17 protein-coding genes are annotated in these 16,963 nt (G+C 67.2%); 10 read left to right on the plus strand and 7 right to left on the minus strand.

The genetic code is table 11. From position 1 onward, the window contains the following. Positions 1-81 precede the first annotated feature (81 nt). From PcP3B5_RS11535 to PcP3B5_RS11550, 4 genes are all read left to right on the plus strand, one after another. Positions 82-1,344, plus strand: coding sequence for an OprD family porin (locus PcP3B5_RS11535; protein WP_043266756.1), 1,263 nt, complete (start codon positions 82-84; stop codon positions 1,342-1,344). 33 nt (positions 1,345-1,377) lie between these two features. Next, positions 1,378-2,718 (plus strand): MFS transporter, encoded by a 1,341-nt coding sequence (locus PcP3B5_RS11540; RefSeq protein WP_043266754.1) that lies wholly within the window; start codon positions 1,378-1,380, stop codon positions 2,716-2,718. A 47-nt stretch (positions 2,719-2,765) separates the two neighbouring features. After that, the gene (locus PcP3B5_RS11545; protein WP_043266752.1) at positions 2,766-4,445 is read left to right on the plus strand and encodes an arylsulfatase; all 1,680 of its coding nucleotides are present in this window, start codon (positions 2,766-2,768) and stop codon (positions 4,443-4,445) included. A 214-nt stretch (positions 4,446-4,659) separates the two neighbouring features. Continuing rightward, positions 4,660-5,616 (plus strand): LysR substrate-binding domain-containing protein, encoded by a 957-nt coding sequence (locus PcP3B5_RS11550; protein ID WP_009619353.1) that lies wholly within the window; start codon positions 4,660-4,662, stop codon positions 5,614-5,616. A gap of 250 nt (positions 5,617-5,866) precedes the next feature. Here PcP3B5_RS11550 and antC read toward each other — a convergent pair whose 3' ends face one another. Genes antC through antA form a run of 3 tightly spaced genes read right to left on the minus strand, consistent with a single transcriptional unit; the run spans position 5,867 to position 8,776 of the window. Continuing rightward, on the minus strand, positions 5,867-6,883 hold the full coding sequence (antC, locus tag PcP3B5_RS11555; protein WP_009619355.1) for an anthranilate 1,2-dioxygenase electron transfer component AntC: 1,017 nt from the start codon (positions 6,881-6,883) through the stop codon (positions 5,867-5,869). A gap of 10 nt (positions 6,884-6,893) precedes the next feature. Further along, positions 6,894-7,385, minus strand: coding sequence for an anthranilate 1,2-dioxygenase small subunit (gene antB / locus PcP3B5_RS11560; protein WP_009619357.1), 492 nt, complete (start codon positions 7,383-7,385; stop codon positions 6,894-6,896). Next, the gene (gene antA / locus PcP3B5_RS11565) at positions 7,382-8,776 is read right to left on the minus strand and encodes an anthranilate 1,2-dioxygenase large subunit (RefSeq protein WP_061561313.1); all 1,395 of its coding nucleotides are present in this window, start codon (positions 8,774-8,776) and stop codon (positions 7,382-7,384) included. Before antA ends, antB begins: the two co-directional genes overlap by 4 nt. Positions 8,777-9,115: 339 nt before the next feature. Here antA and PcP3B5_RS11570 point away from each other — a divergent pair, with 339 nt between their 5' ends. Then, on the plus strand, positions 9,116-10,126 hold the full coding sequence (locus PcP3B5_RS11570; RefSeq protein WP_009619361.1) for an AraC family transcriptional regulator: 1,011 nt from the start codon (positions 9,116-9,118) through the stop codon (positions 10,124-10,126). A gap of 315 nt (positions 10,127-10,441) precedes the next feature. On the opposite strand, the gene ppnP is transcribed toward PcP3B5_RS11570, so the two are convergent. Further along, on the minus strand, positions 10,442-10,723 hold the full coding sequence (gene ppnP, locus PcP3B5_RS11575; protein ID WP_009619363.1) for a pyrimidine/purine nucleoside phosphorylase: 282 nt from the start codon (positions 10,721-10,723) through the stop codon (positions 10,442-10,444). Positions 10,724-10,811: 88 nt separating this feature from the next. Beyond that, the gene (locus PcP3B5_RS11580; RefSeq protein WP_009619365.1) at positions 10,812-11,351 is read right to left on the minus strand and encodes a 3'-5' exonuclease; all 540 of its coding nucleotides are present in this window, start codon (positions 11,349-11,351) and stop codon (positions 10,812-10,814) included. Between the two features lie 132 nt (positions 11,352-11,483). On the opposite strand from PcP3B5_RS11580, the gene PcP3B5_RS11585 reads away from it, so the two are divergent. Beyond that, positions 11,484-12,356 (plus strand): NAD(P)-dependent oxidoreductase, encoded by an 873-nt coding sequence (locus PcP3B5_RS11585; RefSeq protein ID WP_043316224.1) that lies wholly within the window; start codon positions 11,484-11,486, stop codon positions 12,354-12,356. Between the two features lies 1 nt (position 12,357). On the opposite strand, the gene PcP3B5_RS11590 is transcribed toward PcP3B5_RS11585, so the two are convergent. Continuing rightward, on the minus strand, positions 12,358-12,699 hold the full coding sequence (locus PcP3B5_RS11590) for a DMT family protein (RefSeq protein WP_009619370.1): 342 nt from the start codon (positions 12,697-12,699) through the stop codon (positions 12,358-12,360). A 173-nt stretch (positions 12,700-12,872) separates the two neighbouring features. Here PcP3B5_RS11590 and PcP3B5_RS11595 point away from each other — a divergent pair, with 173 nt between their 5' ends. Then, on the plus strand, positions 12,873-13,127 hold the full coding sequence (locus PcP3B5_RS11595; protein ID WP_009619371.1) for a YkgJ family cysteine cluster protein: 255 nt from the start codon (positions 12,873-12,875) through the stop codon (positions 13,125-13,127). A gap of 136 nt (positions 13,128-13,263) precedes the next feature. Beyond that, a complete protein-coding gene (locus PcP3B5_RS11600) occupies positions 13,264-13,872 on the plus strand; it encodes an START domain-containing protein (RefSeq protein WP_009619372.1) in 609 nt (202 codons plus the stop codon). A 697-nt stretch (positions 13,873-14,569) separates the two neighbouring features. Here PcP3B5_RS11600 and gltA read toward each other — a convergent pair. Next, positions 14,570-15,856 carry a citrate synthase gene (gene gltA / locus PcP3B5_RS11605; protein ID WP_009619373.1) on the minus strand — a complete coding sequence of 429 codons (1,287 nt, stop codon included), beginning with the start codon at positions 15,854-15,856 and terminating at the stop codon, positions 14,570-14,572. A 356-nt stretch (positions 15,857-16,212) separates the two neighbouring features. Here gltA and sdhC point away from each other — a divergent pair, with 356 nt between their 5' ends. After that, a complete protein-coding gene (gene sdhC / locus PcP3B5_RS11610) occupies positions 16,213-16,599 on the plus strand; it encodes a succinate dehydrogenase, cytochrome b556 subunit (RefSeq protein WP_009619374.1) in 387 nt (128 codons plus the stop codon). After that, positions 16,593-16,961 (plus strand): succinate dehydrogenase, hydrophobic membrane anchor protein, encoded by a 369-nt coding sequence (gene sdhD, locus PcP3B5_RS11615; protein WP_009619375.1) that lies wholly within the window; start codon positions 16,593-16,595, stop codon positions 16,959-16,961. Before sdhC ends, sdhD begins: the two co-directional genes overlap by 7 nt. Positions 16,962-16,963 lie beyond the last annotated feature (2 nt).

Below are 16,963 nucleotides of genomic sequence, written 5' to 3' on the forward strand. Positions count from 1 at the left end.
CCGCTACCGACTCATTCCTGCCGCCGGGCTGCCGGTGGCAGGGGACGCTTTGCCTACAACAACGAGAAGAGTGCAAGCAGCATGAGCAATCACCCCAAACTGTCCCTGGCGGTGCTCGCCTCCGGCACCCTGGCGGCGCTGCCCCAGGTCGAGGCCGGCGAGGGCCTGGTCGAGGGCGCCAGCGCCACCCTGCAGGCGCGCAACTACTACTTCAGCCGCGACTATTCGGACATCGTCGGCGCCAGCCGGCAATCGAAGGCGGAGGAGTGGGCCCAGGGCTTCATCCTCGACTTCCGTTCCGGCTACACGGCGGGGCCCGTGGGCTTCGGCGTGGACGCCATAGGCCTGCTCGGCCTGAAGCTGGACAGCAGCCCGGACCGCGCCAACACCGGCCTGCTGCCGGTGGACGGCGACGACCGCGCGCCGGACGACTACAGCCGCCTGGGCGTGGCGCTGAAGGCGAAGGTCTCGCACAGCGAACTCAAGCTCGGCGAACTGCAGCCCAACCTGCCGGTGCTGCCGGCCAGCGACAACCGCCTGCTGCCGCCGACCTACCAGGGCGCCATGCTGGCCTCCGCGGAGATTCCCGGCCTGGCCCTGCAGGCGGGCCGGCTGAAGTCATACAGCATGCGCAACGAGGCCGGCACCAGCGACCTGCAGGCGATGGTCGGCGCGACGCCCTACCGCCAGGTGGAAAGCGACGCCTTCAACTTCGCAGGCGGCGACTACGACTTCAACGCCAAGCGCACCCGCGCCAGCCTGTGGTACGGCCAGTTGGAAGACATCTACCGCCAGGGCTTTGTCGGCCTCAAGCACAGCCAGAGCGTCGGCGACTGGGTGCTGGGCGGCAACCTCGGCTACTACGACGCCAACGAGGACGGCAAGCGCCTGCTCGGCAACCTGGACAACCGCGCCTTCTACGCGCTGCTCTCGGCCAGGCGCGGCGGGCACAGCTTCTACGTCGGCTACCAGGGCATGTTCGGCGACGACGGCTTCCCGCGGGTGTTCCCCAACGTCGCGCCGCTGGGCAACGAGGTGCCCACTTTCATGTTCGCCTCGGCCGACGAGCGTTCCTGGCAGGTGCGCCACGACTACGACTTCGCCGCCCTCGGCATCCCCGGCCTGAGTACCACGCTGCGCTACCTGCGCGGCAGCAACGTCGACACCGGCAGGGGCTTCGAGGGCCGCGACCGCGAGCGCGACCTGGAGCTGGCCTACACGCTGCAGGGCGGCCCGCTGGCCGGGCTGAACGTCCGCCTGCGCAACGCCGTGGCCCGCTCCAACTACCTCACCGACGTCGACGAGAACCGCCTGATCCTCAGTTACACCTGGAAGCTCTTCTGAGCCGGCCCACCCCCTAGCAACGAGAAGAACGCCATGAACAGACAAACCCTGCGCGTCAGCGACCTGATCGACAACAGTCCGCTGTCCGCCCTGCAGATCCGCGTGTTGCTGCTGTGCTTCCTGGTGGTGGTGCTCGACGGCTTCGACACCGCCGCCATCGGCTATATCGCCCCCGAGCTGATCCGCGACTGGGGCATCACCCGCGGCCAACTGGCCCCGGCCTTCGCCGCCGGGCTGTTCGGCATGCTGGTGGGCAGCGTCGGCTTCGGCCCGGTGGCCGACCGCAAGGGGCGCAAGTTCGTCCTGCTGCTCAGCCTGGGCATAGTCGCCCTGGGCACCCTGGCCTGCGCCCTGGCGCCGAACATCGAGGTGCTCACCGCGCTGCGCTTCTTCACCGGCCTGGGCCTGGGCGGCGTGCTGCCCAATGCCATCACCTTGAGTTCGGAATACTCGCCGGCGCGGCGGCGCATGCTGCTGGTGACCCTGAGCTATTCCGGCTTCACCCTGGGCCTGGCCCTGGGCGGCTGGGTGGCCGGCCTGCTGCTGCCGCTGGTGGGCTGGAAGGGCCTGCTGCTGTGCGGCGGCCTGACGCCGCTGGTGCTGTTGCCGGCGCTGGTCCTGGCGCTGCCGGAGTCCACCTGCTTCATGGCCGGCAGCCCGGCGCACGCCCAGCGGCTGCGGGCGATCCTCGGGCGCATCAGCGCTCGCCAGGACCTGGACGAAGTGACCCTGGTCGGCGACGTCGCCGCCGCGCAACAGCGCTCGCCGGCCTCGACCCTGTTCGCCGAGGGCCGGGCGCTGCGCACCCTGATGCTGTGGCTGACCTTCTTCTGCTGCCTGTTCGTTTTCTACCTGCTGACCAGCTGGCTGCCGACCATCCTCCGCGGCAGCGGCTACGGCACCCAGGAGACCTCGCACATCGCCGCGATGATCCCCTTCGGCGGGGTGATCGGCGGCATCGTCATGGCCCTGCTGATGGACCGTTTCGGCGCCCAGCGCCTGCTGCCGCCGCTGTGCCTGTGCGCCGCCGTGGCCCTGGCGCTGACCGGCACCCAGCTGGGCAACGGCCTGGCGCTGCTGCTGATGGTCTTCGCCGTGGGCTTCACCCTCACCGGCGCGCTGAACAACCTGAGCATCCTCGCCGCCACCCTGTACCCCACCCACGCCCGCGCCACCGGCGTGAGCTGGGCGCTGAGCGCCGGGCGCGCCGGCTCGATCATCGGTTCGCTGCTCGGCGCCTGGCTGTTCGAGGCCGCCGGTGGCCTGCAGGTGTTCTTCATCTGGCTCGCCGCGCCGGCGCTGCTGGCCAGCCTGGCGCTGTTCGTCATGGCCCTGCGCCGCGCACCGGGCGCCGCGCGGGGTGAACTCGCCTGAGGCGCCCGCGGCTGGCCGACAACGACAGGAAGGAGGGCCTCATCCCCATGCATACCTTGCTCAAGTGGCTGGCCGCTGCGCTGCTGGCCAGCGCATTACCCTTCGCCCAGGCCGCCGACGGCGGCCAGCGGCCCAACGTGCTGCTGATCGTCGCCGACGATCTGGGCTTTTCCGACATAGGCGCGCTGGGTGGCGAAATCGCCACCCCCAACCTCGACCGCCTGGCCCGCCAGGGCATGACCTTCCTCGACTTCCACGCCACGCCCAGTTGCTCCACCACGCGCTCGGCGCTGCTCTCGGGCAACGACCCGCACCTGGTCGGCGTCGGCATGATGGCCGAATGGCGTGGCCGCCTGCCACCTGCGCAGCGCGAACGCCTGCGCCCCGGCTACGAAGGTGTGCTGGCGGCCAGGGTGCCGACCCTCGCCGAGCTGCTGGGCGATGCCGGCTACCACACCTACATCGCCGGCAAGTGGCACCTGGGCAAGCAGCCGGAACTGCAGCCGCAAAAGCGGGGCTTCGAGGAGTCCTACGTGCTGCTCGAAGGCGGCGCGGCCAACTTCAAGCAGGCCAACATGGCGCTGCTGCCCAACTACAGCACCACCTACCTGCACGACGGCCAGGGCATCGAGCTGCCGGATGATTTCTATTCCAGCACCTGGTACACCGACTGCCTGATCGAGATGATCGACCGCCGCGCCGGCGACGGCCGGCCGTTCTTCGCCTTCGCCGCCTACACCGCGCCGCACTGGCCGCTGCAGGCGCCGGATGCCTACCTGGCGAAGTACCGCGGGCGCTACGACGCCGGCTACCAGGCCATCGCCGACCAGCGCCTGGCGCGCCAGCGCGAACTGGGGCTGATCCCCGAGGGCTATCCCTTGCAGGCGCAACTGGAAGGCGTGCCGGCCTGGTCCACGCTGAGCGAAGAGCAGCGGCGCCAGTCGGCGCGCACCATGGAGGTCTATGCGGCCATGGTCGAGGCCTTCGACGCCGAGGTCGGCCGTCTGCTCGACCACCTGCGCCGCAGCGGGCAACTGGACAACACCCTGGTGCTGTTCATGTCCGACAACGGCCCGGAAGGGCGCGACAGCATGGACGCCAGGTGGGTGGCGGAGCACTTCGACAACCACCTGGAAAACTATGGCCGGCGCGACTCCTTCCTGCTGCAGGGCAGCGCCTGGGCGCAGGTCAGCGCGTTGCCCGGGCGGCGCTACAAGATGACCACCTACCAGGGCGGCTACCGGGTGCCGCTGTTCGCCTACATGCCCCAGCGCATCGCCGCCGGGCGCACCACGCAGCTGGCGCGGGTGCACGACCTGCTGCCGACCCTGCTGGAGCTGGCCGGCGCCGAGCAGCCCGGGCCGCGCTACCGGGGCCGCGAGGTCATCCCGCCGCAGGGCCTGTCGATGCTGCCGCTGCTGTTCGGCCGCGACGCGCGCGTGCATGCCGCCGACGAGCCGCTGGGCTGGGAGCTCAATGGCAACGCCGCCCTGCGCAAGGGCTCGCTGAAGCTGCTCTACGACGTCAAGGACGCCCAGGCGCGCTGGCGCCTCTACGACCTCGCCACGGACCCGGGCGAGCGCCACGACCTGGCCGCGCAGCGGCCCCAGGCACTGGCCGAACTGCTGCGCGACTGGCGCGCCTATGCCCAGCGCAACAACCTGCGCCTGGACGCGCAGGGCAGGCCGCTGGTGCCGCAGCTGCTGGAAGCCGCCAGCAGCCGATGAATCCCTTTGCAGGCCCGGCCATTACGGCCGGGCCACCTCCGTTGCCATTTCCGACATGAGGACCGCCCATGCCGATGCTCGCCCGTACCCCGAAGAAACCCTCTCCGTTCACTCCCAGGCCGGGCCTGCCGGCGCTCACCCGGGCTGGCGACGCCACGGCTTGCCTGTCGATGCGTGGTACTTTCCGTTTCTGAGCTGGATGTCGGGGTAGTCGATGAAGTCGAGTGTGGTATCGGTCGCACGCAAGCTGAAGTTCTACCAGTTGGTGGTGCTCGACCAGGTGGTGCAGAGCGGTTCGCTGCTGCGCGCGGCGCAGGTGCTGAACCTGACCCAGCCGGCGGTGACCAAGGTCATCCACGAGCTTGAGTCGTACTTCGATGCGCCGCTGCTCGAACGCAGCAACCGCGGGGTGAAGGTCACCGAACTGGGCGAGCTGGTGCTGCGCCGGGCGCGCTCGATGCTCGCCGAGCTGCGGGCCCTGAGCGACGAGGTGGAGGCCTTCCGCGACGGCACTTCCGGGCACGTGGTGGTGGGCACCCTGATCTCCGCCTCCACCTCGCTGCTGCCGCGCGCCCTGCGCCTGCTCAAGAGCCGCGCGCCGCGGGTGCTGGTGTCGGTGCGCATCGGCCAGTTCGACCAATTGTTCCCGGCCCTCATCGGCGGCGAGGTGGACCTGGTGGTGGGCCGCGTGCCGGACGACTGGCAGGCCCGTGGCGAGGCGCGGGCGCTGGGCGTGGACGTGCTCTACGACGAGCGCCTGTGCATCGTCGGCGGCCATGGCCACCCGCTGCATGCCGGCGGCGCGGTGGGCCTGGCCGAGCTGCACGCCTACCCCTGGGTGCTGCCGCCGCCCGGCTCGCTGCTGCGGCAGACGGTGGACCACCTGTTCGCCCAGGCCGGCCTGGCGTTGCCGGGCAACGTGATCGAATCGCTGTCGGTGCTCACCAACGTCGCCCTGATGCAGGACCAGCAGACCGTCGGCCTGCTGCCCCTGGAAACCGCCCGGCAACTGGCCGATGGCGGCGGCGTCCGCGCCTTCGAGCTGGACATCGCGCTGCGCTTCGGCGACATCGGCTGCTTCCACCCCAGCGGCCGCGAACTGGGCCCGGCGGCGCGGCTGTTCCGCGAATGCCTGCGCGCCGCCAGCGAGGAGCTGGGCGAGGAAGGCTGAAGTCACCGCCGCTTTCGTAGGATGGGTTGAGCTTGCGATACCCATGGGGCCATGGTGATGGGTATCGCTTCGCTCAACGCCATCCTACGAAAAACCGTGCTTCCTGGAACTGTAGCGGGCCCTGCCCGCGATTTCGCGCGCAGGGCCCGCTCCTACCAAACAATGCAGGGCCGCGGTGTTCCGGGCCAACGGCGGATAACCGCGAACGGTTATTCGCCCTACGCCCAGCCCACCCGCAGCGTTCACGGGTTCAATTGTTGCTCTGGGTGAATTTCTCCAGGTACAGCCGGCCGTTCTCCAGGCCCTGCGCCTGCAACCATTCCTTCACCGACTCGACCATCGGCGGCGGGCCGCACAGGTACATGTCGAAGGGCGCATCGCGCAGGGCCGCGGCGTCGAAGTGCTCGGTGACGTAGCCGCGCTTTCCATCCCAGCCGGCGTCATCGCTGATCACCGGGGTGAAGGCGAAGCCCGGGATGCGCTCGGCGTAGCCGGCGATGCGCTCCAGTTCGCAGAGGTCCGCCGCCTGGCGCACGCCGTAGTACAGGTGCACCGGCTGGCCGCAGCCGCCGGCCTCGGCCAGCTCGTCGAGCATGCCGAGGAAGGCCGACAGCCCGGTGCCGCCGGCCACCAGCAGCAGCGGGCGTTCGACGTGGCGCAGGTAGAAGGCGCCCAGCGGCGCCTCGAAGCGGATTTCGTCGCCCGGCTGGCAGCGCTCGCGGATGTAGTCGCTCATGGCGCCGTCGGGCAGCAGGCGGATGAGGAACTGCAGCTGGTTCTGCGCGTTGGGCCGGTTGGCGAAGGAGTAGGAGCGCACCGCGTCCGTGCCCGGCACACGCAGGCGCGCGTACTGGCCGGGCAGGTAGTCCAGCGCCGGGCCTTCGACCTGCAGGCGCAGGATGGCGGTGCTCGCCGAGACCTGCTCGACGCCGCTGACCACGCCGCGGTGGCTGGCCGGGCCGGCGGCGCTGCACAGGCTGGAGTCGAAGTCGAAGTAGAACGCGGCGTCGGACTGCACGCGGGTCTGGCAGCTGAGGATCTTGCGCTGGGCCAGGTCCTCGGCGGAGAGGGTTTCCTCGTCGGCATAGTCCATCGCGTAGCTGCCGGATTCGCAGCGGCCCATGCAGGTGCCGCAGACGCCCTCGCGGCAGTCCAGGGGAATCTTGATGCCGTTGCGCAGCGCCGCGTCGAGCAGGATTTCGTTGCCCTGCACGGGGAAGAACAGCGTCTTGCCGTCGGCGAAGCTGAAGGCGACCTTGTGGTTCATCGGGCCATCCTCACAGGTGGTAGAAGTCGAGCACCGAATCGATGCGGTCGTTGAGCAGCAGCACGTGCTTGCGGGCGATCAGCCAGCTCTCGCCATGGGGGCGCAGGCGGTAGGTGGCGTGGCCGAAGAACTGCCCGGGCGTCTCCAGGCGGTAGAACAGCGTGTGCCAGTTGGCCCGCACTTCCAGCTCGCCGCCGTCCAGTTCGCGGATGCGCACGTTGTCGATGCCGTGCAGGGTGCGCGGCATGGGGATGGTCGAGGCGGCCTTGCCGGTGCGGATGCGGAACACCCGGTCCTCCAGGCCGGCGCGGCTGGGGTAGTAGATCAGCGACATGCCGCGCTTGGGGTCGGTGGTGTAGACGTGCTCGGAATCCCACTGCGGGACGTGGAACTCGCTGTCCTCGCTGAACATGTCGAGGTAGGCGTCCCAGTCCTGGGCGTCGCAGGCCTCGGCGTTGCGGTAGAGGAACTGTTCCACCCGGTATTGCAGTTGCGCGTTCATGCCTGCACCTCCTTGAGCGCCAGGGCCTTGCGTTGCAGGCCGTCGAGGAGGAAGCGCTGCCAGTGCTGGTGCTGGTTGACGTAGAGGCCCTCGTGGGTGATCTCGGTGCCGGTGAGCACGGGGGCGATGCCCAGCGTCCGGCTGTTCGGCGTCGGGCCCTCGACCCACTTGCCGTGGCCGCGGGAGATGTCGCTCCAGCGCTCCAGGCGGCCCTGGAAGCCGCGCTGCTGCTCGCGGAATTCCTCCAGGTCGTCCGGCGTGCCCATGCCGGAGACGTTGAAGAAGTCCTCGAACTGGCGGATGCGGTTCTCGCGGTCCTGGTCGGACTCGCCCTTCACGCCGATGCACTGGCTGATGACTTCGGTCCGGTTCCAGGCGATGGGGCGGACGATGCGCAGCTGCGAGCTGATCTGGTCCATGAAGAACAGGCTGGGGTAGATGTTCAGGTTGCGCAGGCGGTGCATCATCCACTCGGCCCTGGCCTGGCCGTGTTCCTCGACCAGACGCGGCATCACGCTGGCGTAGCCGGGGCGCACGGCGGGGTTGGGCATGTCGCTGAACAGCACGCTGTGGCCGTTGCGGAAGCTGAACCAGCCGTCGTCGGTCTGCGCGTCGCCGGCGCCGAGCTTGCTGTAGTCCAGGGTGCCGCTGGCCGTGCCGTTCTCCACGTTGACCTGCTGGCGGTGCTGCACGGTGGCCACGTAGTTGTAGTGCACGGTGCTGACGTGATAGCCGTCCAGGCCGTTCTCGTTCTGCAGCTTCCAGTTGCCCTCGAAGGTGTAGGCGGAGCGGCCCGGCAGCACTTCCAGCTCGCCGGTGGGGGACTGCGCCACCATCATGTCGAAGAACACTTTCGCATCGCCGAGGAAGTCTTCCAGGCTGTCCGTGGCGCTCGCGTCCAGGCTGATGAAGACGAAGCCCCTGTAGCTGTCGATGCGCGCCTTCTTCAGGCCGCGGCTGGCCTTGTCGAAGTCCGCCGGGTATTCGCCGGGCGCCTTGACCTTCACCAGGCGCCCGTCGCTCTTGTAGCACCAGGCGTGGAAGGGGCAGGTGAAGGTGGACTGGTTGCCCTTGCACACTCGGGTGAGGGTGGCGCCGCGGTGCTGGCAGGCGTTGACCAGGGCGTTCAACTGGCCGCCGGCATCGCGGGTGACGATCATCGGCTGACGCCCGGCGCGCAGGGTGATGAAGTCGTTGGGGTTGGGGATTTCGCTTTCGTGGCAGGCGTAGATCCACTGCTTCTCGAAGATCAGCTCCATCTCCAGGTCGAACAGTTTCGGCTCGGTGAACATGTCCCGGGCGATGCGGTACACCCCTTCGGCGGGGCGGAAATCCAGGCAGCCACGGATGTAGTCCTGCCACTGCGCAAGGCTCTTGCTTGGTGCGTTCATTGTTGTTGTCCCATCGGGCGGATCGGTGGCGCCATTTCACGGCCGGCGCGCCATGGCGGTCTATCCGCCCAGTGGGGGAAGGCGATCCGCAAAATTGGCGGCGGCGGGGTAACACCGCGGTGCGGGGGCTGGGTAGAAGCTGCCCAGCCGCGCTGCGCCGGGCGGCGGCGGAGGGGGCGGGTGGGGCGCCGGCGGGGTGCGAATGGTCCGGAAAATGGTCGAACACTATCCGCATACTGAGGCTTTGCCGACGATCCGTGGCCCGCGGGTACGCGTCTTGCTGCACACTGGGCGCAAGCGCCGTCAGAGCCGCCCCGAACAAGCCGTGAGTGCCCAGCGATGAATCCGAAGAACCCCGGTCACTTCCGTGACATCCACGCCGATCGCCTCGACCTTGCCGCCGCCCGCAACTGGATGTCGGCCATCTGCGGGCCCCACCGCCTGCATGCCGGCCACCCCGAGGCGGTGCGCTTCCAGCACAGCGGCAGCGTGCTCAAGGGCATGTCCACCACCCTGGGCTGCATCGAGTACGGCACCGAGGTGACCATCGGCATCGTCGAGACCGAGCGCTTCAACAGCTACAGCCTGAGCCTGCCGCTGGTGGGCGAGCAGGAGCTGAGCGTGGCCGGGCGCTACCTGCAGTCGAACCCGCAGCGCGGGGTGATCGTCTCGCCCAACCAGAGCCAGGAGCTGAACATCACCGGCGACTGCCGCAAGCTGCAGGTGGTGATCCCGCTGCTGGCCATGCGCCGGACCCTGGAGGAAATGCTCCAGCGCCCGGCCGAGCAGCCCCTGGTGTTCGAGCCGGAGATGGACGCCCATGACGGCGCGGCGGCCGCCTGGTGGCGCATGGTCCGCCACCTGAACGAGGAGATGGCGCTGAGCGAGCTGTTCGGCCAGGCCTTCTTCAGCCGCGACCTGGAGCGCGCGCTGCTCAAGGGGCTGATCCTCGCCCAGCCGAACAACTACAGCGAGGCGCTGCGCCGCTGCCTGGCCGAGAAGGTGCCGCACTATCTGCTGCGCGCCCGCGAACACATCCATGCCCATGCGCGCGAGGCCCTGTGCCTGGATGACCTGGAGGCGGCGGCCGGGGTATCGCGGTTCAAGCTGTTCGAGGGGTTTCGCAAGTACTTTGGCAGTGCGCCCATGACCTATCTGAAGCATTACCGGCTGCATGGGGTGCGCGAGGATATTCTTGCGGGTGGGGCGCGTAGCATTTCCGAGATTGCGATGGGGTGGGGCTTTGCTCACCTGGGGCGTTTTGCGGGGGACTATCGCAAGTTGTTTGGGGAGACGCCCAGTGCAACGCAGCAGCGGTTGCAGAGGCTTGGTGGGAGAGGGGGAGTGTAGGAGGGGGGAAGGGAGTTTGTTGGGGCTGTGGTGTCATGCTGAAGAGCGCCCTCTCCCTAACCCTCTCCCTGAAGGGAGAGGGGACCGTCCTCTGCCAATCGAAGCATCAGCGCACTCCTGCAACTTCCGGCGTAAGCCTGACTACCAGAGCACACCGAACGGCTCCCTCTCCCTTCAGGGCGGGGCGCGCAGCCGAGGGCTGGGGAGAGGGAAAGGCGTCAACCCGATACACCACAGCCACCGGTAAACTCCCTCCTCAAGCCACCAATAAAAAACCGGCCTCAGGGGCCGGTTCTTCGTGGCGCAATTGCGACCTCAGCGATATTCGCAGAGGTAAGCAGTATCCACCGCGACCTTCAGCTGGAACTTGCTGTTCCCCGGCACGGTGAACTGGCTGCCGGCGGCGAAGGTTTCCCACTCGTCGCTGCCTGGCAGCTTGACGGTCAGGGCGCCGGCGACCACGTGCATGATCTCCAGCTGGGCGGTGCCGAATTCGTACTCGCCGGGGGCCATCACGCCGATGGTCGCCGGGCCCTCGGTCATGCCGAAGGCGATGGATTTGACGGTGCCGTCGAAGTACTCGTTGACCTTGAACATGGGGCTGCTCCTGCAACAGGGGGTAGGGAGGGCGAAAAAAAGGAGCGCCAGTATGCCCAAGGCGATGGGCAGCGTCACTACGCGGCCGTCACAGCGCCAGCGGCAGCAGCCGGGCGGTGTTGCGCGCGTCTTCCAGGGCGCGGTGCTGCTGGCCCTGGAAGTGCAGCCCGGCCAGTTGCAGCGCGGTGTTCAGGCCCACCGGGCGCTTGAGCTGGCGGGCCTGGGCGAAGCGCTGCTTGAGGTTCAGGTGCGGCACCTGGCTGAGGTGGCTGTCGATGTGCTGCTGGCGCCATTCCAGCTCCAGCTGGCGGCGGTCGTAGTCGCCCCAGCTGGCCCAGCCGGCCAGGCGCGGGCTGTGCTGCGCGAGCCAGCGCTCGAACTGCGGCCAGACCTCGGTGAGGGGCGCGGCGCCGTCGACGTCGGCCTGGCTGATATGGGTGAGTTCGCGGCAGAAGCTGGTCAGCAGCGGGCGGCGCTGCGGCCGCACGAAGCGCTGGAAGTGGTCCAGCTCGCGGCCGTCGGCGGCGGCCACGAGGCTCGCGCCGATCTCGATGATCTCCATTTCCTCGACCGGCCAGCCGCCTTCCTCGGTGGTGGCTTCCAGGTCGATCACCAGCCAATGGGGCATAGGGCCTGCTCGTGCGCTGAAGTGGGACGGTCCGGACCGCGTGCGCGGCGCCTGGCATGCAGTATGGAAGGCCTTTCGGGGCTCGGCAAACCGCTGCTAGGCTAGCCCGATCGACAACAGGGGAACCGAGCCATGGCGAAAGTCGCGTTCATCGGCCTGGGCGTCATGGGCTATCCCATGGCCGGGCATTTGCAGGCCAAGGGGCATGAGGTCTGCGTCTACAACCGTACCCCGGCGCGCGCCGCGCAGTGGTGCGCCGAGCATGGCGGCAGCAGTGCGCCCACGCCGCGCGAGGCTGCGGCGCAGGCGGAATTCGTGATGTGCTGCGTGGGCAACGACGACGACCTGCGCAGCGTGGTGCTGGGGCCGGACGGTGCCCTCGCCGGGATGCAGCCGGGCAGCGTCTTCGTCGACCACACCACGGCCTCGGCGGCGGTGGCCCGGGAGCTGGCGGTGCAGGCCGCCGAGCGCGAGCTGGGCTTCCTCGATGCGCCGGTCTCCGGCGGCCAGGCCGGCGCCGAGAATGGCGTGCTGACGGTGATGGTGGGCGGTGAGGAGGTCTTCTACCGGCGCGCCGAGCCGCTGATCGCCGCCTATGCGCGGATGGTCCGGCTGATGGGCCACAGCGGCGCCGGACAACTGACCAAGATGGTCAACCAGATCTGCATCGGCGGCCTGCTCCAGGGCTTGTCCGAGGCCCTGCATTTCGCCCGGTGTGCGGGGCTGGACGGCGAGGCCGCCATCGAGGTCATCAGCAAGGGCGCGGCGCAGTCCTGGCAGATGGAGAACCGCCACAAGAGCATGCTGGAAGGGCGCTTCGACTTCGGCTTCGCCGTGGACTGGATGCGCAAGGACTTCGGCATCGTGCTCGACGAGGCGCGGCACAACGGCGCGCAATTGCCGGTGACGGCGCTGGTCGACCAGTTCTATGCCGAGGTGCAGGCCGCCGGCGGCGGGCGCTGGGATACTTCCAGCCTGATCACCCGGCTGAAGCCGCGCGGGTGAATCAGCTGCGGAAGATGAAGTAGACCGCGCCCAGCAGGCACAGGCCCGCCCACAGGTAGTCCAGCTTCAGCGGCTGCTGCATGAAGAACACGCTGAAGGGCACGAACACCGCCAGGGTGATGACCTCCTGCATGATCTTCAGCTGGCCCACCGACAGCGCGGTATAGCCGATGCGGTTGGCCGGCACCTGCAGCAGGTACTCGAACAGCGCGATGCCCCAGCTGACCAGGGCGGCGATGATCCAGGGCTTGGTGTTCAGCGTCTTCAGGTGGCCGTACCAGGCGAAGGTCATGAACAGGTTGGAGAACGCCAGGAGGGTGGCGGTTTGGGCCCAGACCGGCATGGGGAGCTCTCGGAGGTGAGGAGGGCGCCAGCCTAAATCGCCGCGCTCGTGCCGCCAAGGGGGAGGGCGATGCAAGGCCCTTGGCGGCGGGCGTCGCTGGGCTTATCCTTCGCGCGCGCACCGGCCCTGCGGTACGCGATCTTCCTCCGTGCCTTTTTATGAGCCCAGCAACGATGCAATGCCGTGCCGGCTGTGGCGCCTGCTGCGTGGCGCCGTCGATTTCCTCGCCTATCCCCGGCATGCCCGGCGGCAAGCCCGCGGGCGTGCGCTGCGTGCAATTGGACGAGCGCAACCTCTGCCGCTTGTTCGGCCGGCCCGAGCGCCCGGCGGTGTGCGCGGCTTTCGACGCCGACGCCGAGGCTTGTGGCAGCAGCAACGAGGAGGCGCTGCGCATCCTCGCCGAATGGGAACGGATCACCGCCGCCTGAGTGACTTGGAAGTCACGTTTCCAGGGGCCATACTGGCGCCCATCCTGACTGCCGAACCGCTCAGGATCGCGGATTTGCAACGGGTACGGCCCTTCGCCGGCCCGGCCAGACCAACAATAACCAGAGGAAGATGACGATGCGTGGCATCCTGCGTATGACCCTGTTGAGCGCCGCCCTGCTGGGCGCCTCCGGCGCCGCCATGGCCGAGGACTGGCAACTGGCCAAGGACGAGGACGGCGTCAAGGTCTACCTGAGCAGCGTCCCGGGCTCCAAGTACAAGGCCTACCGCGGCGTGGTCGACATCAAGGCCGACGTGGCCAGCATCAATGCCCTGCAGGAAGACGTGAAGGGCTCCTGCAAGTGGATCCACGCCTGCGCCGAGATGCGCCTGCTCAAGAGCGAGGGCGACAATTCCTGGACCTACTCGAAGATCGACATGCCCTGGCCCGTGACCGGCCGCGACGTGGTGATCCACGTGACCACCGAGAAGACCGCCGACGGCGGCCTCATCCGCCACCTGCAGGCCGAGCCGACCTACATCCCGGAAGAGAAGGGCGAGATCCGCGTGCCCAAGCTGGTCGGCGAGTGGAAGCTGGTGCCCAAGGGCGCGGGCGTCACCGAGGTGACCTACCAGGTGCAGACCGAGCCGGGCGGCAGCATTCCGTCCTGGCTGGCCAACAGCTTCGTGGTGGATGCGCCGATGAATACCCTGAAGGGGCTGCGTGCGGCGGCGGAGAAGCGCTGAGGCTTGGTGTTATGGAAAAGGCCGCCTGGGCGGCCTTTTTTTGTGTTTGGGGGTTGGAGTGGGGGGCTTGGTGCTTGGGTTCAAGAGCGCCCTCTCCCCAGCCCTCTCCCGCAAGCGGGAGAGGGGGCCATTCGTGCCACCGGAGTGTCCGGCGGGGGCGTTGAGTCCAATCGCGGACAAGGTCCGCTCCTACGCCCGTGCTTCCTGGAGCCGTAGGAGCGGACCTTGTCCGCGATTCGGATTTCCAGAGAAATACCCGAGCGCACCCAAACGCCCCTTCAGAAGGCCGAGCGAAACCGGCGCTCAGGAGGTCATGCGACATGGATGTCGCGAGAGCCCCGATGGGCTACAGGGACGTACCCTCGGGGCGGGCCTCCGTGGCGGGGGAATTCGCGAGGGTAGCCCGGCTCCATCGGGCCCGTATGTCGGGGCAAGCCTTCTTGGTTACTTCTTTGGCGTTTGAAAGAAGTGACTCGCCCGAGGGGGCGAAACAAGACGGTCGGGCAAACTCGGAGCGGCGCAGAAACACCCAAGCCGAGGCAGCTAGGTTATCTCCTTCGGGTCAGCGCAAGCGCTGTTCGCGATGGAGCCGCGTCCCGCGTTCGCGGAATGACAGGTTTGAGTTGCGGAGTGAGAAAGGAGGGCTTGGGCAACAAAAAAGGCTGCCGAAGCAGCCTTTTCCGTATCCCGGCGAAACTTACTTGCGAGCGCCGAGCTCGACGAAATCGCGCTGGGTGTGGCCGGTGTACAGCTGGCGCGGGCGGCCGATCTTGTACGGGCCGGAGAGCATTTCCTGCCAGTGCGAGATCCAGCCCACGGTACGCGCCAGGGCGAAGATCACGGTGAACATGCTGGTCGGGATGCCGATGGCCTTGAGGATGATGCCCGAGTAGAAGTCCACGTTCGGGTAGAGGTTGCGCTCCACGAAGTAGGGGTCGTGGCGGGCGATCTCTTCCAGCTTCATGGCCAGTTCCAGCTGCGGATCGTTGATGCCCAGCTCGCTGAGCACCTCGTCGCAGGTCTGCTTCATGACCTTGGCGCGCGGGTCGAAGTTCTTGTACACGCGGTGGCCGAAGCCCATCAGCTTGAACGGATCGTTCTTGTCCTTGGCCTTGGCCACGAACTTCTCGATGTTCGAAACGTCACCGATCTCGTCCAGCATGCGCAGTACCGCTTCGTTCGCACCACCGTGGGCCGGGCCCCAGAGGGCGGCGATGCCGGAGGCGATGCAGGCGAACGGGTTGGCGCCGGAGGAGCCGGCCAGGCGCACGGTCGAGGTCGAGGCGTTCTGCTCGTGGTCGGCGTGCAGGATGAAGATGCGGTCCATGGCCTTGGCCAGCACGGGGCTGATCGGCTTGGTCTCGCAGGGGGTGTTGAACATCATGTGCAGGAAGTTTTCTGCGTAGCTCAGGTCGTTGCGCGGATACATCATCGGCTGACCCATGGAGTACTTGTACACCATGGCGGCGATGGTCGGCATCTTGGCGACCAGGCGATGCGCGGAAATCTCGCGATGCTTGGGATTATTGATGTCCAGGGAGTCGTGGTAGAAGGCGGAGAGGGCGCCGATCACGCCGCACATGATGGCCATCGGGTGGGCATCGCGGCGGAAGCCGTTGAAGAAGGTCTTCAACTGCTCGTGAACCATGGTGTGGTTCTTGATGGTGCCGACGAACTGTTCCTTCTGCTCGGCGGTGGGCAGTTCGCCCTTGAGCAGCAGGTAGCAGGTTTCCAGGTAGTCGGATTTCTCGGCCAGTTGCTCGATCGGATAGCCGCGGTGCAGCAGCACGCCCTTGTCGCCGTCGATATAAGTGATCTTCGACTCGCAGGAGGCGGTGGACATGAAGCCAGGATCGAACGTGAAGTGGCCCGTGGAGGTCAGACCCCGCACATCCACTACATCGGGGCCCAGCGTGCCGGAGAGGACGGGCAGTTCGACGGGGGCTGCGCCCTCGATGATCAACTGCGCTTTCTTGTCAGCCATGATTAGGCCTCCTATTAATGCTTGAAATCATCTGTACGACCCCCCACGCAGGGCCCGCACCACTATAGAGAGATAAATCCGATTGTCAATTTGCAAGAATCGGTAGCGGACAGCCCCTCCAACTGCCTGTTTTGGCGAAAAAAATCGCCTATTTACGCCTTTTATGGGGGTGCGGCAATAAGTCCTTAGGCGAAGGCGATTCCGTTGTCATTAGGAGCCTAACTGTCTATACTCGGCGACCAGCCGCCGGGGCCCTCCAGGCCTCGCTCCACAGGCGGTTGTCACTCCCGAAGGTGATGGGTACCTGACAAGTGCACCTCCCGACAACTAGCCCTGCAGTTCGAAGGGCTCTCAGTGTGAAAAAAGCCGTGAATAGCAAACGACCTGTAAACCTAGACCTAAGGACCATCAAACTCCCTGTCACTGCTTACACGTCCATTCTCCACCGCATCTCTGGCGTCATCCTGTTCCTGGGCATTGCCGTGCTGCTGTTCGCGCTCGACAAGTCCCTCGCATCGGAAGACAGCTTCGAGCAGGTGAAGGCGTGTCTGGCCCATCCGTTGGCCAAGCTTGTGATCTGGGGCCTGCTCTCCGCGCTGCTGTACCACCTGGTAGCCGGCATCCGTCACCTCGTCATGGACGCAGGTATCGGCGAGACGCTGGAAGGTGGCAAGCGTGGTTCGAAAATCGTCATCGCCATTGCCGTGGTGCTGATCGTTCTGGCGGGGGTCTGGGTATGGTAACTAACGTCACAAACTTCTCGCGTTCCGGCCTCTACGACTGGATGGCCCAACGCGTTTCTGCGGTCGTTCTCGCGGCTTATGTGCTTTTCCTGCTGGGTTACCTGATCGCACACCCGAACATCTCCTACGAGGAGTGGCATGGTCTGTTCTCCCACGGCCTGATGAAGATCTTCAGTCTTCTCACGCTGGTTGCCCTGAGCGTGCACGCCTGGGTCGGCATGTGGACCATCACCACCGACTACCTGACTCAGATGGCGCTGGGCAAGCCCGCGACCATCGTGCGTTTCCTCGTCCAGGCGGTATGCGGCATGGCCATGTTCGCATTCTTCGTCTGGGGTGTGCAGATTCTCTGGGGTAACTGATC

Origin of the sequence: Pseudomonas citronellolis, from assembly GCF_001586155.1 — a bacterium.
GTDB classification, from domain to species: Bacteria; Pseudomonadota; Gammaproteobacteria; order Pseudomonadales; family Pseudomonadaceae; genus Pseudomonas; species Pseudomonas citronellolis.

Bases quoted from the DNA above. Each gene is read 5' to 3' on its own strand.
- PcP3B5_RS11545 (WP_043266752.1), top strand. From the start codon at position 2,766: ATGCATACCTTGCTCAAGTGGCTGGCCGCTGCGCTGCTGGCCAGCGCA.
- PcP3B5_RS11535 (WP_043266756.1), top strand. From the start codon at position 82: ATGAGCAATCACCCCAAACTGTCCCTGGCGGTGCTCGCCTCCGGCACC.
- PcP3B5_RS11540 (WP_043266754.1), top strand. From the start codon at position 1,378: ATGAACAGACAAACCCTGCGCGTCAGCGACCTGATCGACAACAGTCCG.
- PcP3B5_RS11550 (WP_009619353.1), top strand. From the start codon at position 4,660: ATGAAGTCGAGTGTGGTATCGGTCGCACGCAAGCTGAAGTTCTACCAG.
- PcP3B5_RS11600 (WP_009619372.1), top strand. From the start codon at position 13,264: ATGCGTGGCATCCTGCGTATGACCCTGTTGAGCGCCGCCCTGCTGGGC.
- antA (WP_061561313.1), bottom strand. From the start codon at position 8,776: ATGAACGCACCAAGCAAGAGCCTTGCGCAGTGGCAGGACTACATCCGT.
- sdhD (WP_009619375.1), top strand. From the start codon at position 16,593: ATGGTAACTAACGTCACAAACTTCTCGCGTTCCGGCCTCTACGACTGG.
- PcP3B5_RS11595 (WP_009619371.1), top strand. From the start codon at position 12,873: ATGCAATGCCGTGCCGGCTGTGGCGCCTGCTGCGTGGCGCCGTCGATT.
- PcP3B5_RS11570 (WP_009619361.1), top strand. From the start codon at position 9,116: ATGAATCCGAAGAACCCCGGTCACTTCCGTGACATCCACGCCGATCGC.
- antC (WP_009619355.1), bottom strand. From the start codon at position 6,883: ATGAACCACAAGGTCGCCTTCAGCTTCGCCGACGGCAAGACGCTGTTC.
- gltA (WP_009619373.1), bottom strand. From the start codon at position 15,856: ATGGCTGACAAGAAAGCGCAGTTGATCATCGAGGGCGCAGCCCCCGTC.
- antB (WP_009619357.1), bottom strand. From the start codon at position 7,385: ATGAACGCGCAACTGCAATACCGGGTGGAACAGTTCCTCTACCGCAAC.
- PcP3B5_RS11585 (WP_043316224.1), top strand. From the start codon at position 11,484: ATGGCGAAAGTCGCGTTCATCGGCCTGGGCGTCATGGGCTATCCCATG.
- ppnP (WP_009619363.1), bottom strand. From the start codon at position 10,723: ATGTTCAAGGTCAACGAGTACTTCGACGGCACCGTCAAATCCATCGCC.
- PcP3B5_RS11590 (WP_009619370.1), bottom strand. From the start codon at position 12,699: ATGCCGGTCTGGGCCCAAACCGCCACCCTCCTGGCGTTCTCCAACCTG.
- PcP3B5_RS11580 (WP_009619365.1), bottom strand. From the start codon at position 11,351: ATGCCCCATTGGCTGGTGATCGACCTGGAAGCCACCACCGAGGAAGGC.